This is a genomic window from Allomuricauda sp. XS_ASV26 (genome assembly GCF_041224615.1).
Classification (GTDB): Bacteria; Bacteroidota; Bacteroidia; order Flavobacteriales; family Flavobacteriaceae; genus Flagellimonas; species Flagellimonas alginolytica.
This window is the reverse complement of sequence record NZ_JBGFGK010000027.1, coordinates 38,034-63,280: the sequence shown is the minus strand read 5'-3', so window position 1 is coordinate 63,280 and position 25,247 is coordinate 38,034. Positions and strand designations below refer to the sequence as shown.

26 protein-coding genes are annotated in these 25,247 nt (G+C 41.6%); 17 read left to right on the top strand and 9 right to left on the bottom strand.

All coding sequences use genetic code 11. The features are described from left to right. Window positions 1-2: 2 nt before the first annotated feature. Together AB9K32_RS01930 and AB9K32_RS01925 are read left to right on the top strand one after the other, a co-directional pair. Window positions 3-719, top strand: coding sequence for a hypothetical protein (locus AB9K32_RS01930; RefSeq protein WP_369884187.1), 717 nt, complete (start codon window positions 3-5; stop codon window positions 717-719). Between the two features lie 88 nt (window positions 720-807). Then, window positions 808-1,878: a coiled-coil domain-containing protein gene (locus tag AB9K32_RS01925; protein WP_369884186.1), complete on the top strand. Its 1,071-nt coding sequence runs from the start codon at window positions 808-810 to the stop codon at window positions 1,876-1,878. A gap of 44 nt (window positions 1,879-1,922) precedes the next feature. Here the strand turns inward: AB9K32_RS01925 and AB9K32_RS01920 are convergent, their stop codons facing one another. After that, window positions 1,923-2,165 carry a zinc-ribbon domain-containing protein gene (locus AB9K32_RS01920; RefSeq protein ID WP_224837535.1) on the bottom strand — a complete coding sequence of 81 codons (243 nt, stop codon included), beginning with the start codon at window positions 2,163-2,165 and terminating at the stop codon, window positions 1,923-1,925. 107 nt (window positions 2,166-2,272) lie between these two features. Between AB9K32_RS01920 and AB9K32_RS01915 the strand changes: the two genes are divergently transcribed. Next, on the top strand, window positions 2,273-2,902 hold the full coding sequence (locus AB9K32_RS01915) for a 2OG-Fe(II) oxygenase (protein WP_369884185.1): 630 nt from the start codon (window positions 2,273-2,275) through the stop codon (window positions 2,900-2,902). Here AB9K32_RS01915 and AB9K32_RS01910 read toward each other — a convergent pair whose 3' ends face one another. The 3 genes from AB9K32_RS01910 to AB9K32_RS01900 all read right to left on the bottom strand — a co-directional run bounded on the left by AB9K32_RS01910 (window position 2,903) and on the right by AB9K32_RS01900 (window position 5,584). Continuing rightward, window positions 2,903-3,211: a phosphoribosylpyrophosphate synthetase gene (locus tag AB9K32_RS01910; RefSeq protein WP_224837537.1), complete on the bottom strand. Its 309-nt coding sequence runs from the start codon at window positions 3,209-3,211 to the stop codon at window positions 2,903-2,905. A gap of 8 nt (window positions 3,212-3,219) precedes the next feature. After that, a complete protein-coding gene (locus tag AB9K32_RS01905) occupies window positions 3,220-3,750 on the bottom strand; it encodes a flavodoxin domain-containing protein (RefSeq protein ID WP_369884184.1) in 531 nt (176 codons plus the stop codon). Window positions 3,751-3,838: 88 nt separating this feature from the next. Beyond that, window positions 3,839-5,584 (bottom strand): Xaa-Pro dipeptidyl-peptidase, encoded by a 1,746-nt coding sequence (locus tag AB9K32_RS01900; RefSeq protein ID WP_369884309.1) that lies wholly within the window; start codon window positions 5,582-5,584, stop codon window positions 3,839-3,841. Window positions 5,585-5,820: 236 nt separating this feature from the next. Here AB9K32_RS01900 and dnaG point away from each other — a divergent pair, with 236 nt between their 5' ends. Next, window positions 5,821-7,794, top strand: coding sequence for a DNA primase (dnaG, locus tag AB9K32_RS01895; protein ID WP_369884183.1), 1,974 nt, complete (start codon window positions 5,821-5,823; stop codon window positions 7,792-7,794). Between the two features lie 68 nt (window positions 7,795-7,862). Here the strand turns inward: dnaG and AB9K32_RS01890 are convergent, their stop codons facing one another. Together AB9K32_RS01890 and nadE are read right to left on the bottom strand one after the other, a co-directional pair. After that, window positions 7,863-8,492: a response regulator transcription factor gene (locus AB9K32_RS01890; protein ID WP_224837541.1), complete on the bottom strand. Its 630-nt coding sequence runs from the start codon at window positions 8,490-8,492 to the stop codon at window positions 7,863-7,865. A 159-nt stretch (window positions 8,493-8,651) separates the two neighbouring features. Continuing rightward, entirely contained in the window at window positions 8,652-9,440 is a 789-nt protein-coding gene (gene nadE, locus AB9K32_RS01885; protein WP_252080384.1) for an NAD(+) synthase, read from the bottom strand. 66 nt (window positions 9,441-9,506) lie between these two features. Here nadE and gldB point away from each other — a divergent pair, with 66 nt between their 5' ends. Both gldB and gldC read left to right on the top strand, forming a co-directional pair. Then, window positions 9,507-10,496 (top strand): gliding motility lipoprotein GldB, encoded by a 990-nt coding sequence (gldB, locus tag AB9K32_RS01880; protein ID WP_369884182.1) that lies wholly within the window; start codon window positions 9,507-9,509, stop codon window positions 10,494-10,496. Next, the gene (gene gldC, locus AB9K32_RS01875; RefSeq protein ID WP_224837544.1) at window positions 10,497-10,838 is read left to right on the top strand and encodes a gliding motility protein GldC; all 342 of its coding nucleotides are present in this window, start codon (window positions 10,497-10,499) and stop codon (window positions 10,836-10,838) included. On the opposite strand, the gene AB9K32_RS01870 is transcribed toward gldC, so the two are convergent. The 3 genes from AB9K32_RS01870 to AB9K32_RS01860 form a co-directional block, all read right to left on the bottom strand. Then, complete coding sequence (locus AB9K32_RS01870) at window positions 10,835-11,332, bottom strand: hypothetical protein (RefSeq protein WP_252080382.1); 498 nt, start codon at window positions 11,330-11,332, stop codon at window positions 10,835-10,837. The two genes, gldC and AB9K32_RS01870, sit on opposite strands and share 4 nt — an antisense overlap. Before the next feature lie 187 nt (window positions 11,333-11,519). Further along, window positions 11,520-12,134: a ribosome biogenesis GTP-binding protein YihA/YsxC gene (yihA, locus tag AB9K32_RS01865; RefSeq protein ID WP_252080381.1), complete on the bottom strand. Its 615-nt coding sequence runs from the start codon at window positions 12,132-12,134 to the stop codon at window positions 11,520-11,522. Between the two features lie 2 nt (window positions 12,135-12,136). Then, window positions 12,137-12,901, bottom strand: coding sequence for an alpha/beta fold hydrolase (locus tag AB9K32_RS01860; RefSeq protein ID WP_224837547.1), 765 nt, complete (start codon window positions 12,899-12,901; stop codon window positions 12,137-12,139). Window positions 12,902-13,167: 266 nt separating this feature from the next. On the opposite strand from AB9K32_RS01860, the gene AB9K32_RS01855 reads away from it, so the two are divergent. From AB9K32_RS01855 to AB9K32_RS01805, 11 genes are read left to right on the top strand one after another with little or no spacing between them, the layout of a single operon-like run. After that, window positions 13,168-13,623 (top strand): division/cell wall cluster transcriptional repressor MraZ, encoded by a 456-nt coding sequence (locus AB9K32_RS01855; protein ID WP_224837548.1) that lies wholly within the window; start codon window positions 13,168-13,170, stop codon window positions 13,621-13,623. Next, complete coding sequence (gene rsmH / locus AB9K32_RS01850; protein ID WP_338196337.1) at window positions 13,616-14,518, top strand: 16S rRNA (cytosine(1402)-N(4))-methyltransferase RsmH; 903 nt, start codon at window positions 13,616-13,618, stop codon at window positions 14,516-14,518. Before AB9K32_RS01855 ends, rsmH begins: the two co-directional genes overlap by 8 nt. Before the next feature lie 40 nt (window positions 14,519-14,558). After that, window positions 14,559-14,876 carry an FtsL-like putative cell division protein gene (locus AB9K32_RS01845; RefSeq protein ID WP_369884181.1) on the top strand — a complete coding sequence of 106 codons (318 nt, stop codon included), beginning with the start codon at window positions 14,559-14,561 and terminating at the stop codon, window positions 14,874-14,876. After that, window positions 14,876-16,885: a penicillin-binding protein gene (locus tag AB9K32_RS01840; RefSeq protein WP_369884180.1), complete on the top strand. Its 2,010-nt coding sequence runs from the start codon at window positions 14,876-14,878 to the stop codon at window positions 16,883-16,885. Before AB9K32_RS01845 ends, AB9K32_RS01840 begins: the two co-directional genes overlap by 1 nt. Beyond that, entirely contained in the window at window positions 16,882-18,345 is a 1,464-nt protein-coding gene (locus AB9K32_RS01835) for a UDP-N-acetylmuramoyl-L-alanyl-D-glutamate--2,6-diaminopimelate ligase (RefSeq protein ID WP_369884179.1), read from the top strand. The genes AB9K32_RS01840 and AB9K32_RS01835 overlap by 4 nt, the downstream gene beginning before the upstream one ends. A gap of 8 nt (window positions 18,346-18,353) precedes the next feature. Then, entirely contained in the window at window positions 18,354-19,574 is a 1,221-nt protein-coding gene (gene mraY / locus AB9K32_RS01830; protein WP_338196328.1) for a phospho-N-acetylmuramoyl-pentapeptide-transferase, read from the top strand. Continuing rightward, entirely contained in the window at window positions 19,574-20,908 is a 1,335-nt protein-coding gene (gene murD / locus AB9K32_RS01825) for a UDP-N-acetylmuramoyl-L-alanine--D-glutamate ligase (protein WP_369884178.1), read from the top strand. The genes mraY and murD overlap by 1 nt, the downstream gene beginning before the upstream one ends. 3 nt (window positions 20,909-20,911) lie before the next feature. Then, the gene (locus AB9K32_RS01820; protein ID WP_293296445.1) at window positions 20,912-22,117 is read left to right on the top strand and encodes an FtsW/RodA/SpoVE family cell cycle protein; all 1,206 of its coding nucleotides are present in this window, start codon (window positions 20,912-20,914) and stop codon (window positions 22,115-22,117) included. Next, window positions 22,104-23,192 carry an undecaprenyldiphospho-muramoylpentapeptide beta-N-acetylglucosaminyltransferase gene (gene murG, locus AB9K32_RS01815; protein ID WP_369884177.1) on the top strand — a complete coding sequence of 363 codons (1,089 nt, stop codon included), beginning with the start codon at window positions 22,104-22,106 and terminating at the stop codon, window positions 23,190-23,192. Before AB9K32_RS01820 ends, murG begins: the two co-directional genes overlap by 14 nt. Beyond that, window positions 23,189-24,538, top strand: a complete 1,350-nt coding sequence (gene murC, locus AB9K32_RS01810; protein WP_369884176.1) for a UDP-N-acetylmuramate--L-alanine ligase — start codon at window positions 23,189-23,191, stop codon at window positions 24,536-24,538. The genes murG and murC overlap by 4 nt, the downstream gene beginning before the upstream one ends. Further along, the gene (locus AB9K32_RS01805) at window positions 24,528-25,247 is read left to right on the top strand and encodes a cell division protein FtsQ/DivIB (protein ID WP_369884175.1); all 720 of its coding nucleotides are present in this window, start codon (window positions 24,528-24,530) and stop codon (window positions 25,245-25,247) included. Before murC ends, AB9K32_RS01805 begins: the two co-directional genes overlap by 11 nt.

The following is a 25,247-nucleotide window of genomic DNA, read 5'->3' as shown; positions in this document are numbered from 1 at the left end:
ATATGGCTAAACTTGAAAAACATATCAAACAAAAGCTCGAGGAGCGAACCATTGTCCCATCGAATGGGGCTTGGGACAAGATTGCATCGCAATTGGAACAACCCGTGCCAAAGAAAAGGAATACATGGTTTATGTACGCGGTGGCCGCCAGTGTTGTAGGGGTTGTTTTGGTGTCTGCGTTCTTTTTTACCAAGGACAATGGCCCAACAGAGCAAATGAAAATGGTAGGAACCGAAATCAAAAATGAGAAGGTAATTGAGGCGGAAGAAATAAAGGCAAAAGAAAATAACCAAATAGACGTTGCGGAGACTAAGTCGAAAGTAACTAAAATGCAAAAACTGGTAGAAACACCATTGCCCAATGTAAATCCAAATACTGCAATCGCCACAAAGGACAATAGACAACCTTTAAAGGACGACATGATCCTAAACCCAGATAAGTTGATCGCACAAAAAGTGGAAGAAGTAGTGGCACAAGTGGAGCTCATGGAAAGTGTACGGCAAGATGTTTCCGATGCCGAAGTCGATTCCTTGCTGCGTGCCGCACAGCGACAGATTTTAACCGACAAACTATTTTCAGAGAGCGGGACTGTGGATGCCATGTCCTTGTTGGCCGAAGTGGAGGATGAGTTGGACGAATCTTTCCGTGACCAGATCTTTGATGCACTAAAATCCGGTTACCTAAAATTGCGTACTGCCGTGGCGGACCGAAACCAATAAAGTTATTCATCAATCAAAATAAACCTTTCAATACTTCCTGTCCTTAACAATGGACAGGAGGGAAGGAGGGTTACAAATCAAAACAATCATGAAAACAATTACATTTTATTCAGCAATCTTGCTCCTGTTCCTGGTTTCTCAATCTCTTTTTGCACAAGAAGATTATCAAAAGAAAATCGAAACGCTCAAGCTGGAAAAACAACGTATAATCGATCAGGAAAAAGAAGCCCTAAAGATTGAGGTACGGGACATAAACCAACGATTGGAAGATGGTGAAATTACCGAAAATGAAGCCAAAATACTTAAGGAGGAAGTGGCAAAGCAAAGAGCTCTGAACATTGAGAACAGGGTCGCGATTATAGAGAACAAGATCGCTTTACTGGAGCGCAACAAAGGAGATGTACTTACCTTGTCCGAATCCGATACCATTTATGGTGATAGAATGCGCATTGGATTGCTCATTGATGGAAAACCGGCGGTAACTTTTAATTCCCGCCAAAGAAAAAGAGACTTAAAATACGATAGGCGAACCTACTCGGATTTTGTTATGGCCATCGGTTTTAACAATGCTTTGATAGAGGGGCAGTCCCTGTCCGATTCTCCTTATAAAATTGGTGGAAGCCGTTTTTTTGAGATGGGCTGGCAATGGCGGACACGTGTGTTCCGGAATACCAATTGGCTACGTGTTAACTACGGTTTTTCGTTTCAGTTCAATGGTTTAAAGCCGGACGACAATCAGGTTTTTGTGCAAGACGGAGATCAGACCGTATTACAAGAGTTCGAGTATGATCTGGATAAATCCAAGTTAAGAATGGACAACCTTGTTTTTCCTGTTCATTTTGAGGTGGGCCCCTCTCGATTGCATAAAAAAGAACGTACCATACGATATTCCATTCGCGATCAATTTAGAGTGGGATTCGGTGGCTATGGTGGATTTAATCTGGGAACACGCCAAAAATTAAAATACAATAGGGACGGGGAAAATGTAAAGGATAAACTAAAAAGGGACTACAACACAAGCGACCTAATTTATGGTGTGAGCGGATATTTGGGCGTAGACGGTGTACTGCTTTATATAAAATACGACCTAAATCCCATTTTTAAGGATGCAGAAATAAAACAGAACAATATCTCACTGGGCCTTCGGTTCGATATCTAATCGTTTTGGTTTTACACAACGGTCGGGTTTACCCGGCCGTTTTTTTATAAGGACAACGCTTGTTCCATCTCTGGGGTAAACTCCTCCTTGTAATATACTTTTTTACAGTGCGAACACTCTGCGAACCTAATTGTATTAAGGGTAAAAAGTGGAATCCAGAACAAATGGGCATAGTTCGGTTGGGCAACAGCGGTCAATGTCCCGGTTTGATGGCAATAGGGACACGTAACATTTCTAAGGACTTTAGTTGCTTTTTTACCAGTTCTAGTACCAAAAAAAAGGATCATTATATTCTAATGTTACAGTTGTTCAAAGGTAGAGTTTTCCTATTTGAATAAAGAAAAATCATTTTCGTTTTTAAATATGATTTACCTTCGCCCACATTTTTAAAGCATTGAGCACTTACCACAGTTTGGATGATTGGTTGTCCTGGATGGACGACATCTCCAGTAAGGATTATGTGATAATCGATAATTTTTTTCGGGAGGAACTCTATTCCGGGATAAAATCTTTTTTTCTGGGAAAGCTCCCTAATTTTAAGGAGGCTGGAATAGGTGCCCATTCCGATTTTCAGGTAGATGCCAAGGTACGAGGTGACTTTACCTACTGGCTGGATAGAAAGCGCGATGTCCAATTGCAGAACTATTGGGATGTTCTGGATGAAACCATTTTAATATTTAACCGCTATTGCTACCTGAGTTTATCAGGGTACGAATTTCATTTGGCACATTACCCATCGGGAGGGCATTACGATAAGCATTTAGATCAGTTCGAAAACCGGAACAACCGCATGATCTCTATGATCGTTTATTTAAATGATGATTGGATAGATGGTGATGGCGGTGAATTGGAAATTTTTGAAAAGAACGGTACTAGTTTTCTGGTACAGCCAATTGGCGCACGTTGCGTAATGTTTAAAAGCGCTGTGGTGCCCCATGCTGTGTTAAAAGCCCACAAAAGTAGGTTCAGTTTAACGGGATGGCTATTGTACCAACCTTCTTCAGTGGGAACATTGTTCGTTTGATCAGTTCGTTTTGTTGGGTATTTGTTTAATTAGCGCCTCGTTTTGCGCTGTAGAAGCACCGTAGGACATAACCATGGTGCCTTTGGTGCCATCGTTGGCCTCAATCGTAAAAACTAGGGATTCATCGCTAGGATTCGTCATACCTTCAAATCGATAAGAATCAATTATCTTTAGTTCGTTGGGCTGATATTCTTTTTTGGAATATAATGCTTTAATGCACGATTCATCTGCTTCAAAATCCTCTTTGAAACCTTCCTCCGTTAATGTGTTCACGGCTTGTGAAAGGGTGTCGAAACTGTGTTTGTTCATTTGGGTTGTTATTTTAAACGGTTTATAAAATTCAATGTCATTTCTTTTACCTGGTTCCAATCAGTGTACTCATGATCTTTTGTGGTGTCCACGGAGCCGCCCTCTTTTTTTGCAATGGAGCGCATGATCAATTTTTTAAAATAATTGTACTGGGTATATCTCAACGCTCCTGCAATATGCCATACGGTCTTTGCGTTCCAGTGGGTCTCTTCCAAGAATTCTTGCGCCACCTTTGCAACTTCTTCATGCTCCTCTTTAATGTTGGAGGCGATGGCCATTGAAACGGAGAAAAACACTGAAGGCTTTTTGTTCAAGGTGTCAATATGTTGTTCCACATAATTTTTGATGAGCGTATTATAATTATTGATATGGATGGAACTTCCGATCAATACCACATCAAAACTATCGGGAGATGGAGGCTCTTCCACTGCATTGGCAATGGTTACCTGCATACCGTTCTCCTGAAGGACCTCCTCCATAAAACGGGCTATTTTCCGAGTTTGGCCTTCTACAGTGCCATAGATAATTAAAACTTTCATGTAAAATAAGGTGTTGGTTAAACAACCTTAAATACAAAGAATAATTTCAATATTTCCAATGAGCTTAGTCAGTTTGCCCTATTGATGATCATAGATTTCCACCTACTACCGGAAGCGTTAGCTCTGTGCCGTCCAGATCTATGGTCAATTTGGTTCCGGGCTCCGGCCATAGGGTGAACTCCTTGTCACTTGAGAAAATCATCAGGCCGATCTGTTGTCCTTTTGGAATTATTTGGTCGTCCGGCATCAAATCAAATTCCACTTCATAAAATTTGTTGGGGACCAAAGGTTCACTTTTCGTCAACGAGCTATGGTTTTGTGGGTCTGCCCATCCTCTTGTAATTATATTGTCCGTTATTTTGGTGTTCAAAGCATCGGTCCAAGGCAGAGCAACCAACCAAACGGATAAATTGGCAGCAGGCTTACTACTGGCCATTTTAATCTTGACTTTGGGAACACCGGAAATATGGGTGTCCTCTGATAAAGGCGGGGTAATATAGAGCAACCGGTGTTCTGTGGTCTCAGCTTTGGCCAAACTGGAACCTGAAAAAGAATAATTGTCCACCAAGGTTTCCGTTCCTTGTTTTTTGGGTTTGGTGGTGGTCAATTTACCTTTTCCCGGAGCTCCTGCTGTCAAATAAAATTTGATGTTTTCGGCCTTGGGATTGGGATAGTCCTCATAAGGTGTAGGGTTATCTTTTTTATCGTTTTCGCGAACGATCCATGCCTTAGGATCGTTTTCCACTCCATTTTCTACCCCATAAAGATATCTAGTAAACCAGCGGTTCATCATGGAGATAGGTGGTGGTCCACCGTGCCCGTTCTGATGATAATAGATTTGGACGGGCAGTCCCATTTCTTTGGCTTTTTTGTAAATGCGATAACTGTGTTCGGGCATTACGTTCCAATCGTTGAAACCGTGGGACATTAGCAGGGCTGCTTTCATGGAACCCATTTGGTTTAAATAATCCCTTCCTGCCCAAAAATCGTTGTAATCTCCGGTAATTCGGTCAAATCCATTCTTCATTTCGGTATCCCGAACCACTTTGTTGTTCCGCTCCCTTTTTGATTCGTCACCGCTATGTATAAAATCATAAAGGACATCAATATCTTCACCCAAATACCCTCCCGGCGATCGGACCAGGCCATTGGATCGGTAATAATGGTAGTACGAAGTGTTGGGCGCTATGGGAATTATGGCTTCCAACCCATCAACCCCCGTGGTCGCAGCAGCTAGAGGAATGGTTCCGTTGTACGAGGTGCCCGTCATACCTACTTTTCCAGTGGACCAATAGGCCTTAACCTCTTGGTTGCCCTCGCGCTCGGTATAGCCTTTGGCCTTGCCGCACAACCATTCGATAACCGCTTTTGGAGCCAAGGATTCGTTTTGGCCACCAACGGTTGGAGCACCATCGGAAAGACCTGTTCCTGGAGAGGATGAGTGTACCACGATAAAACCTCTGGGTACCCATGTTTGGATTTGTGAGTTGGAGATGATTGGACGTTCGCCCAAACGTGTAACATTGGGATGTTTTCTTGGTTTACCAGGTGTGCCCAGCTCGTGTTTTACGTCCCAAAAAATACCTTTGTCCAGTCCTGCTGTTCCAGCGTAATACGGGCTCGATTCGTAGATTACGGGCAGTTGTAGACCTTCTGTCTCGGTCTGTTCGGGCCGTGTAACGCCCACATGCATGCGGTCTAATTTACCATCCCCGTCCGAATCAAAGCTGGTTTCGACCCAAAGATCATGACGGATCCATTTACTAGGGTCCGAAAAAGCTTGGACTACCTGTGCTTCACCATTTTCGATGATAGGTCTGGCTTTTTCTTCCATTTGTCCTGTTGCAAATTGGATGGAGAGAAATAGCAAGGCGGTGAGTATCCAAAAGTTTTGTGTTTTGTTCAGCATCATAATCCTCTATAATTTTATTTCTGTACTATCGTGTACCGATAATATCGGTATTGTAAGAATTTGCTTCTAATATACTAAATCTTACATAGGCAGTCGAATTTCGAAATATGGAAAATATTGTTTTTATTACCTTTAACAGCTATTTTTAAGAGAATACTTTGATTTCAAAAACGACCATAGACCAAGTATATGAAACCGCCCGACTGGAGGAGGTAATCGGTGATTTTGTGCAATTGAAAAAATCAGGTTCCAATTTTAAGGGATTGAGCCCTTTTACGGATGAACGCACTCCAAGTTTTATGGTTTCCCCGGTTAAGCAGATATGGAAGGATTTTAGTAGTGGAAAAGGGGGGAATGTGGTGGCCTTTTTAATGGAGCATGAACATTTTACCTACCCCGAAGCCATAAAATATTTGGCAAAAAAGTACAATATTGAAGTAGAGGAAACTGAACAGACCGATGAGCAGAAAGAGCAGGCCAATGAACGCGAGAGTATGTATTTGGTCTCCGAGTATGCCCAAAAGTATTTTACAAAGACCCTATGGGATTCCGAGCCTGGAAAGGCGATTGGCCTAACCTATTTTAAAGAACGGGGGTTTACCGATGATACTATTAAAAAGTTTGGTCTTGGTTATAGTTTGGACGAATGGGAGGCTTTTACCAGAACAGCATTGGGGAAGGGGTACAAGTTGGAATTTCTGGAGAAGACAGGCCTTACCATTGTAAAGGAACAGGCTGGGGGCGAAAATAAAACATTCGATAGGTTCAAGGGCAGGGTAATGTTTCCTATCCATTCTATGAGTGGTCGGGTTTTGGGCTTTGGTGGGAGAATACTTTCCAACGATAAAAAAGCCGCCAAATACCTGAATTCCCCTGAAAGCGAAATCTACCACAAGAGCAAGGTGCTTTATGGGATTTATTATGCCAAACAGGCCATTGCCAAAGAGGACAACTGTTTTTTGGTGGAAGGGTACACGGATGTCATCCAGATGTATCAAAGTGGTGTGGAGAATGTGGTCTCCTCTAGCGGAACCGCCCTTACTCCCGAACAGATTCGTCTTATAAACCGGTTGACCAAGAATATCACTGTACTGTTTGACGGTGATGCCGCGGGTCTACGTGCATCGCTGCGTGGAATCGACCTGATTCTGGAACAGGGAATGAACGTGAAAATCTGTACGTTTCCGGAAGGCGAGGATCCCGATAGCTTTGCCAAGAACAATACTTACGAGGATTTAGTACAATACTTGAGTGAGAATGCCAAGGATTTTATTCAGTTCAAAACTTCATTGCTCGCAGAAGAAGCCGCAAGCGACCCTATAAAACGTGCAGATACGGTTAGGGATATTGTTAATAGTATTAGTAAAATCCCGGACCGAATTCGGCAAGAAATTTATGTGCAGGAATGCGCAAAAATTATGCAGGTTTCGGAAGATGTGCTTTATAATGCTTTGGCCCAGATTGATAAAAAACTGCAAACCGATACAGCCAAAAAAGTAAAGCAGGAACAAAAGGCCTTTGAAGTTGTGAAGACTGATCGGGTGGTGGAAAAGGTGGATGTGCAGTATGAACTGGAGCGAAAAATAATTGAAGTACTGCTGTTATATGGAAATCAAAAACAAGAATTTGAGGATTTAGTGCTCAAGGAGAACGAAGAAGGTGAACTCGTGCTCGAACCTGAGGTCATACAGGCGAAAGTATATGAAAAAGTATTTTTAGATCTTCAGGATGATGAAATTGAGCTTTCCAACGAACAGTTCAAGACCATTTATTATAAATTGATTGAAAAACTGAACGAGGATACCGATTTTTCTGTTAGTACATTTTTGTCCGAACTAGATCAAGAAACAGTATCGCAAGTGTCTTCCATTTTAATGGAAGAAGAGCAATATGTACTTCACGACTGGGAGCGAAGGGATATTTATCCGAAAGGGAAAAATATTGGGGTGGCCCAGTTGGTTGGAGAAACTATTTTGACCTTACGTTGTAATTTGATCAAAAATCGAATACAAAAGCTACAGGAAAAGACCCAGGACCAGCAAGGGGACAATACCGAGGTTTTGGAAGAAATAGTAAACTATCTCCAACTAAATAAGTTGTTGAACGCTAAGTTGAACCGAGTTCTTTCGTAAAATATTAAATCCCTTCCAATACAAGATTGAAAGGGATTTACCACAATAGTTGGTTTGGTTGGGTATTCCTAATATAATTCCAGTGCCTTTGCCTGTTGCAGTAAGTCCACCAAATTGTCCACATTCAGCTTTTTCATCAGCCTTGCCTTGTAGGTGCTTACTGTTTTTTCGTTTAGATTTAGGCCTTCGGCCACTTCCTTGTTTCTTTTTCCGCTGGCCAGTAGTTTTAGAACTTCTACTTCTCTGGACGATAGTTTTCTAAAGAACCTACGCGGTTTTTGGGTACTTTCGTCAAAAGCAAGACGTTGTGCCAGTTCATTTGTGATGAACATGTTCCCCTCGCTCACTTTTTTTACTGCAGATACAATGTAATCCAAGTCGGCAGTTTTGGAAAGGTAACCAAAAGCACCAGCCCTGATCGTGCTCAGAGCGTAAACATCTTCGGATTGCCCGCTGTACATCAAAGTTTTAATGTCGGGGAACTCCATTTTCATTTTTCTAAGGGTAGCAATTCCATTGATTTCGGGAATGTCCATTTCCAAAATCACTACATCGGGGGTTAAGTTTTTCAATGTATTAAAAAGCTCCTCGGTAGTTGAAACATCAGCAATAATCTCTATGTCTGTGCTGGATTCAAGTACCTTTTTGATACCAAGCCTTACAACAGGATGGTTATCAGCTATCAATACTTTTATCATTTTGTTAGGTTTAATTTAATGAATGGTTAGTGGCTAAATACCTACAATAACTAGCAGGCAAGATAACAATTAATTCATGTAAAACTGTAATTTTTTTCTTAAAACCACAGAAAAACTATGGTTTTTTTCGTCTTAAACTGGGGTTTTTGGGTTAAAGTGTTATTTTAAGTTAGTTGGAATATCGCAGATGGGAATGGGAATCATCTTGTGTTTGTTGGCGGTATTGAATTTTTTATAGATTAGAAAAACTTCTTTTTTCCTGCCAGAAAAATCATCGGCTTTTTTTCCTTTATCATCCATTTCCATGGCCCATTCCAGTTCGGGGTAAGATGCTCCGATTTGATCCTCATCTGTTCTGCTGTCGCCCCAGAGCCCGTCAGTTGGAGCTGCGTCCATAATATCTTGGTTTACCCCAAGAACCCTTCCTATTTCATAAACCTCTGTTTTTAAAAGATCGGCAATTGGGCTTAGGTCCACACCTCCATCACCATATTTTGTGTAAAACCCTATACCAAAGTCTTCGACCTTGTTTCCGGTACCAGCAACCAGATAGCCCTCAAGAGCTGCAAAATAGTAAAGGGAGGTCATCCGCAGGCGTGCGCGCGTATTGGCTAGTGACATAAATCGCTCTTCTTCGTTTTCCACTTTTGGAAAGGAATCCACGAGGCTATCGAACACGGGGGTAAGGTCGACCGCTTGACGGGAAACATTGGAAAAATTTTCCATCAGCCAATCTATATGTCTGTCTGCACGGGTCACTTGGTTTTTGCCTTGGTGAATGGGCATTTCCAAACACAAAAGGTCGAGACCTGTTTTTGCGCAAAGGGTCGAAGTTACAGCGGAGTCTATTCCTCCGGAAACACCGATTACAAAACCTTTGCATTTTGCATTTAAAGCATACTCCTTTAGCCACTTGACTATATGGTCGATTACCTTTTCTGTTTGCATGTTCTACTATTTAGATTCAATAAATTACCTTTGTGCCCTGTAAATTTAAACCCTGTGCCCTTAAAAATGAAGTGCTTGTTGAAATACTTTGGAAATACCTTTTATAAAAGCTTTTCTGTATTGGTGGTTTTTCTGTTTGCAGCATGTGCCGAAACGGATAAAACCGAAGAGGAAATCGAGAAAATTACGATAGATTTAAAGGTTTCCAGGTTTGACCAAGAATTTGCAAGGGCGTCCGAGACCGATATCCCTAAATTAAAAACAAAGTATCCATATTTGTTCCCCGAACAGTTTACGGACAGTGTTTGGGTGGCCAAACTAACGGATACCCTTCAGGTGGAATTATCGAACGAAGTTGAAAAGGCATTTCCCGATTTCGATAAGGAATCGGAAGAACTTGAATCCCTTTTTAAACATATAAAATATTATTTTCCGGGAATTCGAGTGCCCCACGTGGTAACCTTAACTTCGGATGTGAGATATGAAAATAGGATCATCTTAACAGATTCCCTGTTGTTGATAGGACTGGACAATTATCTCGGGGAAGACCATCATTTTTATGAAGGGATACAGCGGTATATTGCATCAAATCTGGATAAAAAGTATTTAGTGTCGGATGTATCCAGCGCATTTTCCAAAAAAGTACTTACGTATCCACGTAATAGAACATTACTTTCCCGAATGGTATACTACGGTAAAGAACTATACTTAAAGGATAAACTGATCCCGTTTGCAACTGATGCCCAAAAGATTGGATATTCCGATGAGGAAATGGAGTGGGCCGGCGCAAACGAAGAGCAAATGTGGAAATATTTTGTTGAGCGAGAATTATTGTACAGTACAGATGCAGGTCTGGATAGAAAGTTTTTAGATCCCGCTCCATTTTCCAAATTTGGATTGGAACTGGACAATGAGTCACCACCAAGATTGGGGCGATATATGGGCTGGCAGATTGTTAGGGCATATATGGAAAAAACCGGTGAAGATCTAAAACAGTTATTGGATAAGCCGGCAGATGAAATTTTAAAACAATCAAATTACAAACCAAAAAGATAAATGGCAGTAAAACATACTTCGGAGATTACATTGAAGGTTGGGCTGGACGAGAACAGAGTGCCCGAGGAGTTAAAATGGTCGGCACAAGATGGTGGAATTAACGAAGAAGAGGCCAAAGCCATGTTGTTGTCCGTTTGGGACAGTAAAAATCAAGAATCCCTAAAAATCGACCTGTGGACCAAGGATATGCCCGTAGATGAGATGAAGGTATTTTTTCATCAAACTTTGGAAACAATGGCCGATACTTTTTATAAGGCTACCCAAGATGAAAAAATGACGGCCACCATGAAGGATTTCTGCGACTATTTTGCGGAAAAATTGGAATTGAAAAAGGACCGTTAGTCCAAGGGAGCGTTTACACGGTCAAATTTTGCTTTGTCCTCGCCGGTTAGGGAAAGTGAATTTTCAATTTTTTGCTTGGTAGGATGGAGCAATGCTAGGTAAAAAACCACCAGGGCCCCAATGATCAAATAGATCAGGTTTTGTGTGTGGATAAAGACTACAATTCCGAGGATAGCAGCCCCTTCCAATAAGGCATATTTTATGATCGAGGCGGTTTGGAACCTTGCCAGCTTGGTGCGTAGATCTATGCTGTCCGGTAAATTGCGTGTCATTTTCTTGAAAACCAAGTCACCAAAAAAGATACTGCCAATAGCGCCCAAGGGTACTAACGCCAAAAAAAAGTCATCTGTACTGGAAATATCGAATATCGCATTATCAGTGTTGAAGTAAAAAAGTGTTCCTAAAACAATGGGCGTTGCTGAAATGCCCAAGTGCAATAATGACATTATCTTAATAAATCCTGCAGGGGAGAATCGTGTATCGTTGGATAGCATTTTTGTGGTTTAGGTGGTCTAAAGTACGGAATTGTGTGTTTGCTTTGCTAACTATTTTTATTAATCCAGTACTTTGTAAAACATATTTGCACTGAGATATATCAAGATAGAGACGGTCAGATTAACAAGTTGTGTATTGGGGATATAGAATAGGTGTTGTGTAATGGCCGAGTTGGTGCAGAAGAAGTCAGCTCTTGTTTTGAAAAAAATCTTGATTGATCCCGTCAATAAAATCCAAAAGCTCTTCTCGTCCCATTCGGTTGGAGGATGAAGTGGTAAAATGTGGGGGTGCTTCTTCCCATACGCCATCCAATAACTTTTGAAGATAGGCTGCGGTCTGTTTTTTTATTGCATTGGGCTTAAGTTTGTCCGCTTTGGTAAAAATTATGGCGAATGGAATCTGATTAATGCCGAGCCACTCCATAAACTCCAAATCCACCGGTTGTGGATCATGGCGAACATCTACTAAAACAAAGGCACAAACCAACTGCTTTCTTTTTTGAAAATACTCGGTAATGTATTTCTGAAAGGTTTTTTTGTCTTTTTTCGAGACTCTTGCATATCCATAACCCGGCAAATCTACAAGAAACCAATTGTTGTTGATCTTAAAATGATTGATGAGTTGGGTTTTTCCAGGCCTTCCGGATGTTTTTGCCAAAGCCTTCCGCTCTACCAACATATTGATCAGCGATGATTTGCCAACATTGGACCGTCCTATGAACGCATATTCTGGTATGGGTTCATTGGGGCATTTGGCAACATTGGAGTTGCTCATTACAAATTCTGCCGATGTAATTTTCATGTTTAGAAGTTACGCTTTTTGAGCCAAGCCTCAAGAATACGGTTAAACTCATTGGGGTGCTCCATCATGGGGGCATGGCCACACTTTTCTATCCAATATAGGTCCGAGTCTGGCAACAATTCGTGGAACTCTGTGGCTACGTTGGGCGGGGTTACGGTATCGTTTTCTCCCCAAATAATACAGGTTGGGGTGTTCATGTGCGGTAAATCTTTCGACATATTGTGTCGAATGGCACTTTTGGCAATGGCCAATGTTTTTACCAGTTTCATTCTATCGTTTACCGTGGCAAAAACCTCGTCCACGATTTCTTTGGTGGCTACTTTTGGGTCATAGAAAACATCTTCTGCCTTCTTTTTTATGAATTCGTAGTCGCCACGCTTTGGGTATCCGTCCCCCATGGCACTTTCGTAAAGTCCCGAACTACCTGTAATTACAAGTGCCTTTACCATTTCGGGGTACATTTTGGTGTGTAGGAGTCCAATATGTCCGCCCAAGGAATTCCCAAGTAATATTACATCTTTTAAGCCTTTGTGTTCAATAAAGCCTTCTAAAAAGGTAGCAAAGTTCTTTACCGTAGTCTTTAATAAAGGCATATCGTAAATGGGCAGTTCCGGGATAAGGACCTTGTATCCCATGGAGGGGAAATATTCGGAAACCCCTTGGAAATTGCTCAGGCCTCCCATTAAACCATGTAATATAATCATAGGAGTACCTTCTCCTTTTTCTATATACCGGTATTTGCCATCATCGATTAAATGCTCCTCCATCAATAGTTAGTTGGTAGTAAGAGCGGCAAATATAGGAATTTCATATCACAAAGATTTTAGGATTTTGTCATATCTAAAATAACTTTTCTTAATCCAGTGGTTCTTCTTCTAAAAAGAGGACCATGTTGCTCTTCTGATTTTTTCTCCTAGTTTTGCTGCTTTTTTCTTAAAAGTGGAGAATTTATTAACAAAAGTGGTGTTAAGTGGAGAAATGTGGAAATAAAATCTATATATTTGAGTTGTATTAACTAACCAATTGATTTCTAGTGACCCATATCATAGGACAACATGATTGCAAAGCAGACTCCAAGGGAAGGGTTTTATTGCCCATTTCTTTGAAGAATCAGCTTTTGCCTGTTCTAAAAGATGGGTTTGTGATAAAAAGATCGGTTTTTCAGCAATGTCTGGAATTGTATCCCAAAGCGGAGTTTGATGTTTTGATGCAGAAAGTGATGAAGAAAAGCAAGATCAATCGCAAATACGATGCGTTTGTCCGAAATTTTGTTGCCGGAATGAAAGAGGTGAGCATAGATGGTGATTCGGGAAGGCTGCAAATCCCAAAAAATTTGGTGGAGTTTGCTGCAATCGAAAAAGAAGTGGTTCTAAATGCGGTTTTTGATAAAATCGAGATCTGGAACAAGGATATGTACGAAAAAGTCTTGGCAGAAGGGGAGAAGGATTATGCCGATCTGGCCGAGGAGATTTTTGATGATGATGAGTAGTGCATATCACAATCCGGTTTTGTTAAAGGAATCGGTGGACGGATTGAATATTAAAGAAGATGGAGTGTATGTGGATGTTACCTTCGGGGGCGGCGGTCACTCCAAAGAAATTTTGAAAAGATTGGGGGAAAGTGGAAAGTTGTTCGCTTTTGATCAAGATGAAGATGCGCTCCAAAATGCGCTGGAAGATGGTAGGTTCCAGTTGATCAATCAAAACTTTCGCTATCTCAAACAATTTTTAAAGTTCTATGGCATTCGGAAAGTTGATGGAATCTTGGCGGATTTTGGGGTTTCCTCCCATCAGTTCGATGAGGCCGAACGTGGTTTTTCCATTCGGTTCAACGCAGATTTGGATATGCGAATGGACAAAAGCAACCAATTATCGGCCCATCAGGTGGTCAATGCCTATTCCCAAGAAGATTTAGCATCGGTTCTTTTTCAGTATGGTGAATTGCGAAATGCAAATACCTTGGCCAAAACTATTGTTGCGTCCCGGTCGGAAGAGCCTATCAAAACAACGGATGACCTTAAAAGGGTGCTCAAACGATTTTTGCCCAAGATGAAAGAGAACAAGATTTTGGCACAGATCTATCAAGCTATCAGGATAGAGGTGAACCAAGAAATTGAGGTGCTCAAGGAATTTTTGGAGCAAGTTCCCGAAGTGCTTGTCCAGGGTGGTCGGTTGAGCTTGATCAGTTATCACTCTTTGGAAGACCGGTTGGCAAAACGATTTATACGGGCAGGCAAATTCGATGGAGAGCCGGAGAAGGATTTTTACGGGAACATCAATGTCCCGTTAAAAAAAGTAGGGGGATTGATAAAGCCATCAGCAGAAGAAGTAAAGGTCAATAATAGGGCAAGAAGTGCAAAACTCCGCATTGCGGAACGCATATAGTAGATTCCCGCGAAGATGGGAATAACAAAACGAACACAAAATGAGAAAAGGATTGCTGGGCATATTAAAAGGAAAATTTTTGGTGAGCGGAGATGCTCCCAAGAATTGGATGTTCCTGTTGTTTGCCTCGTTTTTGGCAGCAATGATGATTTCCAGTAGTCATAATGCCGATAAAAAAGTATTGGAGATTGCTCAATTGAACGAGGAGGTCCGTAAACTTAAAAGTGAGTTTTTTGAAGCTCGTTCCAGTGTGCAACAGTTAAAATTGGAATCAACGTTGCGCGAGGTTGTAGCGGAAAAAGGTTTGGTGCCTTCTAAAAATCCACCAAAAAAAATTAAAGTTAAATCATCGGAATAGTGGCCATCACCGAAAAAAATATAATGAACAGATTGTACCTCGTAGCAACGGGGCTTGTTGTTTTGGCCATAGCAGTGGTGGTGAAATTGGTGGATATCCAAATGGTGCAGGGCGAAAAATACAAGGAATTGGCGCTCAGCAAAACCGAGAAGATGTTCACTATTGAACCAAATCGGGGCAATCTTTATTCAGAAGATGGTAGTCTGTTGGCGGCATCGGTTCCAAAATATGAAATCAGGTTCGATGCCAAGACCGTATCACAAGAAAATTTTGAGAACCACGTAGGTGCCTTGTCAGATTCTTTGGGCAAATTGTTCGATCGTCCATCTTCGTATTACAGACAATTGTTCCGTAAGGCCAGGGCCAATGGCAATAGGTATAAACTGGTGGCTCGTAATGTTGGTTATTTGGATTATGTTAGGATCAAACAATTCCCGCTCTTTAACCTGGGACCCTATAAAGGAGGTTTTGTGGAAACGCATCGTGTTGTGCGCGAATATCCTTTGGGTAAAATGGCCGCCCGTAGCATTGGTTACGAACGTGTTGACGAAAACGGTTACTATACCCGCGTAGGCCTCGATGGGGCATTTGGCGAAACCTATTTAAGAGGTAAAGAAGGCAAACGCTTAAAACAAAAAATAGCTAAAGGGCAGTGGAAACCCGTTGGTTTGGATAATATTGTGGAGCCACAGGATGGATTGGATGTGGTTTCCACAATCGATGTCAATATTCAAGATATAGCGCATCACGAACTATTAAAGCAACTGGAAAAATACAAGGCCGATCATGGCTGCGTAGTGGTGATGGAGACCCAAACAGGGGAAATCAAGGCGATTTCCAACTTGGGTAGAACTTCTGAAGGAAAATATTACGAGAAATTGAATTATGCCGTTGGCGAGTCACATGAACCAGGCTCTACATTCAAATTGATGTCCCTTGTCGCTGCTATGGAAGATAAGGTGGTGGATACCAGTTCTGTCATCGATACGGAAAAAGGAAGGTATCGAATTTATGATGGTGTGGTTAAAGATTCCAGATGGGGCGGGTATGGAAAAATTACCGTATCCAGAGCATTCGCCGTATCCTCCAACACGGCATTCGCAAAAATCATTAATGAAAATTATAAAGAAGAGCCCGAAAAGTTTGTAAACCGCCTAATGAACATGGGGCTTCACAAAAAGTTGGATCTACCCATTATAGGGGAGGGCGACCCGGTTATCCGTTATCCCGGTGACAAAGGATGGTCGGGGATATCTTTGGGATGGATGTCCCATGGTTACGAAGTATCGTTGACACCCATTCAAACATTGGCTTTTTACAATGCCATTGCCAATGATGGAGAATATGTGAAACCTCGTTTGATCCAAGAAGTAAAGGACGGCAACAAAGTGGTTAAGCGTTTTGATAAACAAGTGCTCAACTCCTCCATCTGTTCCAAAGAAACTGTGAAAAAAGCGCAACAATTATTAAAGGATGTGGTGGAGAAAGATTACGGGACAGGCCATAAATTATACTCCAAGAATTTTTCTATGGCCGGTAAAACAGGTACCACGCAGAAAAATTACGTAGATAAAAACCCGGACAAGTTGGCTTATATCTCATCGTTTGCGGGTTATTTTCCGGCAGACAACCCCAAATATTCCTGCATTGTCGTGATTCACGAACCAGATAAGGAAGAAGGGTATTATGGAGCCGATGTATCCGGTCCGGTATTTAAGTCCATGGCCCAGAAGATCCATGCCATTTCGCCCATGGTAGACGAAGTGTACGGTGGGAGTTTTAAAGATTCCGATTTGGACAAGGACTACCAACAATATTTTGCACAAGTACAAAAAAAACACAGCACCTTGCCCAATGTAAGGGGTATGAGTGGAATGGATGCCGTTTCCCTTTTGGAGAACCTTGGTATTCAGGTTGAGGTGCATGGAAATGGAAAGGTGAAGAAACAATCTGTTGATCAAGGCACCCGTCTTGATCAAGTAAAGAAAATAATATTGGAGCTTTCATGAAGTTATTGAAGGACATATTATATGGGGTAAGTCTTTCCGCAGTGAGCGGGGATACCGGTGTCATGGTGAACCAAATCCACTTCGATTCCAGAAAAGTGGAAATGGACGATGTGTTCGTGGCCATTCGAGGTACGGTCACAGATGGGCATGAATACATCCAAAAGGCTATAGATTTAGGTGCTAGGGCCATTGTCTGTGAAGAACTGCCGGAACTTGTTGTGAACGGTGTCACTTATCTTCAGGTGAACGATTGCAATAGTGCATTGGCGGTAATAGCATCCAATTTTTACGAAAACCCCTCCAAAAACCTAAAACTTATTGGGGTAACCGGCACCAACGGAAAAACAACGGTAACGACCCTGCTGTACAATCTGTTTAAAAAAGCAGGATTCAAGGTCGGGCTTATTTCCACGATTAAAGTGCTGGTGGATGATATCGAGCATAAGGCTACGCATACCACTCCCGATGTAATAACAATCAACGATTATTTGTCCAAAATGAACGATGTTGGTGTGGAGTATTGTTTTATGGAGGTGAGTTCTCACGGTATTCATCAAAAAAGGGCAGAGGGACTTTATTTTGAAGGTGCCATCTTTACCAACCTTTCCCATGATCATCTGGATTACCATAAAACATTTGCCGAATATCGGGATACCAAGAAAAAATTGTTCGATGGGTTGCCAAAAACGGCCTTCGCGCTGGTAAATATCGACGATAAAAACGGGCCTGTTATGTTGCAGAACACCAAGGCAAAAAAATACACTTACGCATTAAAATCCTTCGCCGATTACAGGGCGCAAATTTTGGAGAAACAGTTCAATGGTCAATTGTTGAAAGTTGATGAGAACGAACTATGGTCCAAACTTATTGGAGATTTTAACGCATACAATCTGTTGGCCATCTATGCCACCGCGGATATACTAGGTCTAGAAAAAATGGAGATCCTTAGGTTGATGAGCGAGCTGGAAAATGTGGATGGAAGGTTTCAATATTATATATCAAAAGAGCGAATAACGGCAATAGTTGATTATGCCCATACGCCGGATGCACTCAAAAATGTGTTGGTTACTATCAATGCCTTGAGGACTGGAAATGAAAACGTCATCACCGTAGTGGGGTGTGGTGGTGACCGTGACAAGTCAAAGCGTCCGGTTATGGGTCATATCGCTTCAGAAATGAGCGACCAAGCCATATTTACCTCCGATAATCCACGAACGGAATCCCCTAAAACCATTATAGAAGAAATGGAAACGGGTGTGGAACCTCAAAATACCAGAAAGGTGTTGTCCATTGAAAACAGGAGGCAGGCCATAAATACAGCTTGTAAATTGGCAATGGCCAACGATATAATCCTTGTGGCCGGAAAAGGCCACGAGACCTATCAGGAAACCAATGGTGTCCGGGTAGATTTTGATGATTTTAAAGAAGTGAAAGAAGCTCTTATGAGCCTAAAAAAATAATGTAGTCCATGTTATACTACTTGTTCGAATTTTTAGAGAAACAATACCAACTGCCGGGAGCAGGACTTTTTCAGTTCCTCACCTTTAGGGCTGCCATGTCCGTATTGTTATCGCTATTGATCGCCATGGTCTACGGAAAGCGGATCATCCTCCTGCTTCAAAAAAAACAGATAGGGGAAAGCATTCGGGATTTGGGTCTGGAAGGACAAAAACAAAAAGCTGGAACACCCACAATGGGAGGATTGATCATTATTATGTCCACCTTGTTGCCGGTAATTCTTTTTGCCGATATCAAGAATGTTTATGTGATTCTACTGATTGTGACCACCATATGGATGGGGATAATCGGTTTTATAGATGACTATATAAAAACCTTTAAAAAGGACAAACAGGGATTAAAGGGGCGCTTTAAAGTAATGGGGCAAGTTGTTTTAGGGTTGATTGTTGGCTTGACTCTGTATTTCCATCCCGAGGTTACCATTAAGGAGAAAGATACCACAACCATAACCGAGAATTTTCGGGTAGAAAATGTTTTTGGTGAAGAGACCAAGTCTGTACGGACCAATGTGCCCTTTTTTAAGAACAACGAGTTGGATTACGCAGATTTTATTTCTTGGATGGGAGAGGGAGCGGAAGATTATGCCTGGCTCATATTTATCCCGGTAGTGATCTTGATTGTAACAGCCGTGTCCAACGGAGCCAATTTAACCGATGGGATTGATGGTCTGGCCGCTGGTTCGTCCGCTATTATTGTGTTGACCCTGGGAATTTTTGCTTGGGTATCGGGGAACATTGAATTTTCCGATTATCTAGACATCTTTTACTTGCCCAGAGTGGGGGAATTGGTAGTTTTTATCGCGGCTTTTGTTGGCGCCCTGGTAGGTTTTCTATGGTACAATGCTTATCCGGCCCAGGTTTTTATGGGGGACACAGGAAGTTTAACCATAGGGGGAGTCATTGCAGTAATCGCCATTATAGTTAGAAAGGAATTATTGATACCGATTTTGTGCGGAATCTTCTTCGCGGAATCACTGTCGGTAATGTTACAGGTTGGGTACTTTAAGCATACCAAGAAAAAGTATGGCGAAGGTAGGCGAATATTCTTAATGGCGCCATTGCACCATCATTATCAGAAAAAATCCTACCACGAGAGTAAAATAGTGACCCGTTTTTGGATTGTTGGAATTTTGTTGGCCATAATTACCATAGTTACGCTAAAAATCAGATAATGGGTCGTTTGGTGATACTCGGTGGAGGAGAAAGTGGCGTAGGTACGGCCATATTGGGAAAAAAAGAAGGATTTGAGGTCTTTGTATCCGACAAAGGCGAAATAAAGGATAAGTACAAAAAAGTTCTTGAACATTTTGAGATTGAATGGGAATCGGGAAAGCATACCGAATCCAAAATATTGAATGCCGATGTAGTGATGAAAAGCCCGGGGATACCGGACACGGTGCCGTTGGTAAAGTTACTCCTTGAAAAAGGTGTGCCAGTTATTTCGGAAATAGAATTTGCATCACAGTACACAGGTGCGAACCTAATCGGGATTACCGGAAGCAACGGAAAAACCACTACCACGATGTTAACCTATCATCTATTGAAAAATGAAGGGTTGCATGTAGGTATGGCCGGAAATATTGGAGATAGTTATGCTAAAATGGTGTCCGAGGAGGACTACGATCATTATGTATTGGAAATAAGCAGCTTCCAGTTGGATGGTATTGTGGATTTTAAGCCCCATATAGCCATGATCACCAATATAACACCCGATCATTTGGATCGATATGAGTATAAATTCGAAAACTATATCGCTTCCAAGTTCAGAATAGCCATGAATCAAGATGAAAATGATTACCTGATCTACGATGCCGATGATGAAGTAATCCTTGATTGGTTAAAAAAACACCCAGTTAAATCCAAATTGTTGCCCTTTTCTGTAAAAAGAAAACTGGACGAGGGAGCTTGGTTAGAAAACAAAAAGATAAAAATGAAATTAGAACATAAAACCTTGGAGATGAACGAAGATATTTTGGCCTTGGAAGGTCAGCACAACGTAAAAAATACCATGGCGGCCAGTATGGCGGCTATGTTGGTAAAAGTTAGAAAAGAAACTATTCGCCAAAGTATCCAGTCGTTTCAGGGAGTACCCCACAGATTGGAGAAGGTACTTAAGATAAACCATGTGGAATACATTAACGATTCCAAAGCGACCAATGTAAATGCTACATTTTACGCTTTGGACGGTATAAAACGACCTATTGTTTGGATTGCAGGCGGTGTGGACAAAGGCAATGACTATTCCGAGCTTATGCCATTGGTGAGGGAAAAAGTAAAGGCCGTTGTTTGTTTGGGAGTGGACAACTCCAAGTTAAAAGATGCTTTTGGGAATGTAATCGATTTGGTGGTCGAGACCTTTTCCATGGAAGAAGCCGTAAAAGTGGCCTATAAGATTGCAGAACGTGGAGATGCCGTTTTGTTGTCCCCAGCTTGCGCAAGTTTTGACCTGTTTTCCAATTATGAGGATAGGGGAGATCAATTTAAAAACGCAGTAAAAAAGTTGTAAAAAGTGTTGAGAGTATTCAAAAATCTGAAAGGTGATAAAGCCATTTGGGGTGTTGTGGCCCTATTGGCGCTTTTCTCATTTTTGCCAGTGTACAGCGCCAGTACCAATTTGGTTTATGTTAATGGAGACGGAACAACCTTGGGTCACCTGGTAAAGCATGCTGTATTACTGTTTTTGGGTTTTGGGATAATCTATGCCGTACACAGAATTCCTACCCATTACTTTAAAGGGCTGTCCATAATAGCTATGCCTATTGTTATTCTGCTTCTGATCTATACTTTGACCGTGGAAACCCGCATAGGTGGGGTAACGGCCAACCGTTGGATAAAAATTCCGTTGGTGGGGGTCAATTTTCAAACATCCACCTTGGCGGCAGTAGTCTTAATGATTTGGATCGCCAGATACCTGACCAAGATCAAAGACGTAAAGATAACTTTTAAGGAAAGTATTCTGCCACTCTGGTTGCCGGTAGCTTTAGTAGTGCTATTGATTTTGCCAGAAAATTTCTCAACCGCAGCCATTATAAGTTTTATGGCTCTGGTTCTGTGCTTTTTGGGCGGATATCCCCTAAAGTATTTGTTTGCCATGGTAGCCACAGGGATTGTATTTGCAGGAATGTTCTTGTTCGTACTGTTCAAGGCGCCCGAAGTATTGCCGCAACGTGCCGGAACCTGGAAATCGAGGATAGAGACCTTTATCCATCCGGAACAAGCGGACAAGGACGATCTGCACCAGTTGACATTGGCTCAGATTGCCGTGGCGGAAGGGGGCATTGTAGGAAAGGGAGCGGGCAAGAGTGTGATGAAAAACTTATTGTCGCAGAGTACTTCCGATTTCATTTTTGCCATTATTATCGAAGAATATGGTTTGCTCGGCGGCGGAGCGTTGCTGTTTTTTTATCTACTGCTGCTTTTTCGCATTCTGGTAGTCGCACATTCGTCCAAAACAGTTTTTTCGAAATTACTGGTGATTGGGGTGGGTCTGCCTATTGTGTTCCAGGCATTCATCAATATGGCGGTGGTGGTCCAGTTGTTCCCTGTTACCGGTCAGCCGTTACCGTTGATCAGTATGGGAGGAACATCTATTTGGATGACTTGTATGGCGATAGGAATAGTTTTGAGCGCAAGCAATAAAAAGGAAAATTTGGAGGAGCAATCCCAAGGCATAGAAGATACAAACCCTTTAGAAGTATTAAGTGGGCAATTATAGATTTATACTATCTGGAGGAGGAACAGGTGGACATATATATCCTGCAGTGGCCATTGCGAACGAGCTAAAGAGGAGGTACCCGGATGCCAAGTTTTTGTTCGTGGGGGCAAAGGATAAAATGGAAATGGAAAAAGTGCCACAGGCCGGATATGAAATAAAAGGATTGTGGATTAGTGGAATACAACGGAAACTGACATTTAAAAATCTCATGTTTCCATTTAAACTGATGAGTAGTTTGTTAGGAGCGCGCAAAATAATAAAAGAGTTCAAGCCACATGTTGCTATAGGAACAGGTGGGTTTGCTAGTGGCCCTTTGTTGCGAATGGCCGAAAGTTCTGGCGTTCCATGCGTGTTGCAGGAACAGAATTCTTTTGCAGGTATCACCAACAAACTATTGGCGGGCAAAGCAGAGAAAATTTGTGTAGCCTATGATGGGATGGAACGTTTTTTTCCGAAAGAGAAAATAGTGAAGACCGGAAACCCCATCAGAACGGATTTGATAGAACTAAAGGAAAATAAACAAGAAGCAGCTAATTTTTTTGGATTAGATGACAATAGAAAAACTGTTCTGGTTTTGGGTGGTAGCCTAGGGGCAAGAAGAATTAACCAGTTGATCGAAAAAGAGTTGGGATTTTTTCAAAAAAACCAGTTACAGGTACTTTGGCAATGTGGAAAACTGTATTTCGATGATTACGAAAAACATAACTCCGAAGCCGTCAAAGTATCGGCTTTTGTCAACCGGATGGATTTAGCCTATTCAATAGCCGATGTAATTATATCTAGGGCAGGAGCGGGCTCTGTGTCAGAGCTTTGTCTGGTAGGTAAACCGGTGATATTTATACCTTCTCCAAATGTGGCAGAGGACCATCAGACCCAGAATGCCAAAGCACTGGTCGCAAAGGAAGCTGCCATGTTGATCAAGGAAAATCAGTTGGATGCTGTATTTGAAGACAAGTTTTCCGAATTGCTGAAGTCCGAAAGCATACAAGAACGGTTGGGGACAAACATTAAAAAAATGGCAATGCCAAAGGCTACGGAACATATTGTGGACGAAATTGAAAAGTTGTTGAAGTGAATTTGAAGGATATACATAGCGTTTATTTTATCGGTATCGGTGGAATCGGAATGTCCGCTCTTGCCCGTTATTTCAATTTTATAGGGAAAGAAGTGGCCGGCTATGATAAAACCCCAACCCCAATAACTGAAGGTTTGGAATCCTTAGGTATCTCGGTTCATTTTGAGGACAATGTGGATTTGATCGCGGATACGTTCAAGCACCCACAAACTTTGGTGGTGTATACTCCCGCAGTTTCAACTTCACATTCTGAATATCAGTTTTATAAAAACAACGGCTTTGATATAAAAAAGCGTTCTGAAGTGCTTGGGATTATAACCAAGGACTCATTCTGTTTAGCAGTGGCCGGGACACATGGTAAAACAACCACGACTTGTATTTTGGCGCATTTGCTCAAGGAGTGTAACTTGCCGATGACTGCATTTTTAGGGGGGATTTCGGAAGACTTCGATAGCAATTTTGTGCTGGATGGCACTGAATACTCTGTTGTTGAAGCCGATGAGTTTGATCGTTCATTTTTACGTTTGACACCGACGGTCGCATGCATCACATCTATGGATGCTGACCATTTGGATATTTATGGTAGCAAAGAAGAGTTGGAACGATCGTTTCATGAGTTCATTGGAAAAATCAAACCAGAAGGAAAGTTATTTGTGAGAAAGGGGTTGCCTTTGGTGGGAACCACTTTTGGGATAGAAGATGGAGCCGATTATTGCATTAAAAATATCGAAATTGAACAAGGAGCCTACATATTTGACATTGTGACGCCCTCGGAAGTAATCAAGAGAGTAACGTTCAACAAGCCGGGAAGACATAATCTGCTCAATGGATTGGCCGCTTTTGCAATGGCGGAACAAACCGGTTGCTCCTCGCATGCCCTTGCAAAGGCTTTAGGAACATTTAAAGGGGTTCAGCGTAGATTCTCGTATCAGATAAATACCAAGGATTTTGTTTTTATAGATGATTATGCACATCACCCGACCGAAATCAATGCAGTGCATCAAGCCGTCCGAGAAATGCATGCAGGAGAACAGGTCACTGTAATTTTCCAACCACATTTATTTTCAAGAACACAGGATTTTGCCGATAATTTCGCAGATAGTCTTTCGGATTTTGACCATGTCATTTTACTGGACATCTATCCGGCCAGGGAAGAACCCATTGAGGGAGTATCATCGGAATGGCTGTTGGAAAAAATAAAGAACCCCAATAAAAAGCTGATTTCCAAATCGGAATTGGTAGGGGAGGCAAGTAACTGCAAATCAAGAGTACTCGTAACTCTTGGAGCAGGGGATATTGGACTTGAGGTTCCAAAAATTAAAAAAGCATTGGGCTATGCGCATTAATTGGGATTACATAAAACTTACATTTTTGTCCGTGGCCGTAGTTGCACTCTATGGCTTTGCCGGACAAAGAAATCAACAGAAAAAAGTCGAAAATGTGACCGTGAAATTTGTTGGTGAAAGCAATTTGTATTTAACTGAGGATGCGGTTAATAAATTGTTAATACAAAATTACGGACCACTAAAAAATACGCCCAAAGAACAGTTAGTTTTGAATACCATAGAGGAGATTCTTTTATCCAACGATATGGTCAAAAATGCCCAGGTGTATCTTACTGTAAATGGGGAGCTTGTATCCAAGATTGTTCAGCGTAAGCCAATTGGTAGAATAGAGGGTGTCTCCAAGTTTTATTTGGATGATCAGGGCAAACGCATGCCGCTGTCAAAGTATCATTCGGCCAGGGTACCAATAATTACAGGAAAAATTACGGGAAAAACCCTCGAGGATGCCTACGTGATATTGGATTATATCAATCAAGATGATTTTCTGAGAAAGAACGTCATCGGGATACATATTGAGGAAGAAGGAAATTATCAGCTCAGATTTCGCATGGAAAATTTTGTTGTGAATTTGGGAGGAGTGGACAATTTGAACAAGAAGTTCAAAAATTTTATGGCCTTTTATGCAAAGGCGGCCAAGGACAATTCCTTGGAGGATTATGCAACAGTTAGTTTGGAATTCAACAATCAAGTGGTTTGCACCAAAATTTAA

Bases quoted from the DNA above. Each gene is read 5' to 3' on its own strand.
- AB9K32_RS01905 (WP_369884184.1), bottom strand. From the start codon at position 3,750: ATGAAAGTTTTAATTATCTATGGCACTGTAGAAGGCCAAACTCGGAAA.
- AB9K32_RS01860 (WP_224837547.1), bottom strand. From the start codon at position 12,901: ATGGAGGAGCATTTAATCGATGATGGCAAATACCGGTATATAGAAAAA.
- mraY (WP_338196328.1), top strand. From the start codon at position 18,354: ATGTTATACTACTTGTTCGAATTTTTAGAGAAACAATACCAACTGCCG.
- AB9K32_RS01890 (WP_224837541.1), bottom strand. From the start codon at position 8,492: ATGATAAAAGTATTGATAGCTGATAACCATCCTGTTGTAAGGCTTGGT.
- AB9K32_RS01920 (WP_224837535.1), bottom strand. From the start codon at position 2,165: ATGATCCTTTTTTTTGGTACTAGAACTGGTAAAAAAGCAACTAAAGTC.
- murD (WP_369884178.1), top strand. From the start codon at position 19,574: ATGGGTCGTTTGGTGATACTCGGTGGAGGAGAAAGTGGCGTAGGTACG.
- yihA (WP_252080381.1), bottom strand. From the start codon at position 12,134: ATGAAAATTACATCGGCAGAATTTGTAATGAGCAACTCCAATGTTGCC.
- nadE (WP_252080384.1), bottom strand. From the start codon at position 9,440: ATGCAAACAGAAAAGGTAATCGACCATATAGTCAAGTGGCTAAAGGAG.
- AB9K32_RS01925 (WP_369884186.1), top strand. From the start codon at position 808: ATGAAAACAATTACATTTTATTCAGCAATCTTGCTCCTGTTCCTGGTT.
- gldC (WP_224837544.1), top strand. From the start codon at position 10,497: ATGGCAGTAAAACATACTTCGGAGATTACATTGAAGGTTGGGCTGGAC.
- AB9K32_RS01930 (WP_369884187.1), top strand. From the start codon at position 3: ATGGCTAAACTTGAAAAACATATCAAACAAAAGCTCGAGGAGCGAACC.
- AB9K32_RS01805 (WP_369884175.1), top strand. From the start codon at position 24,528: ATGCGCATTAATTGGGATTACATAAAACTTACATTTTTGTCCGTGGCC.
- AB9K32_RS01870 (WP_252080382.1), bottom strand. From the start codon at position 11,332: ATGCTATCCAACGATACACGATTCTCCCCTGCAGGATTTATTAAGATA.
- AB9K32_RS01910 (WP_224837537.1), bottom strand. From the start codon at position 3,211: ATGAACAAACACAGTTTCGACACCCTTTCACAAGCCGTGAACACATTA.
- AB9K32_RS01835 (WP_369884179.1), top strand. From the start codon at position 16,882: ATGAAGTTATTGAAGGACATATTATATGGGGTAAGTCTTTCCGCAGTG.
- AB9K32_RS01845 (WP_369884181.1), top strand. From the start codon at position 14,559: ATGAGAAAAGGATTGCTGGGCATATTAAAAGGAAAATTTTTGGTGAGC.
- gldB (WP_369884182.1), top strand. From the start codon at position 9,507: ATGAAGTGCTTGTTGAAATACTTTGGAAATACCTTTTATAAAAGCTTT.
- rsmH (WP_338196337.1), top strand. From the start codon at position 13,616: ATGAGTAGTGCATATCACAATCCGGTTTTGTTAAAGGAATCGGTGGAC.
- AB9K32_RS01900 (WP_369884309.1), bottom strand. From the start codon at position 5,584: ATGGAAGAAAAAGCCAGACCTATCATCGAAAATGGTGAAGCACAGGTA.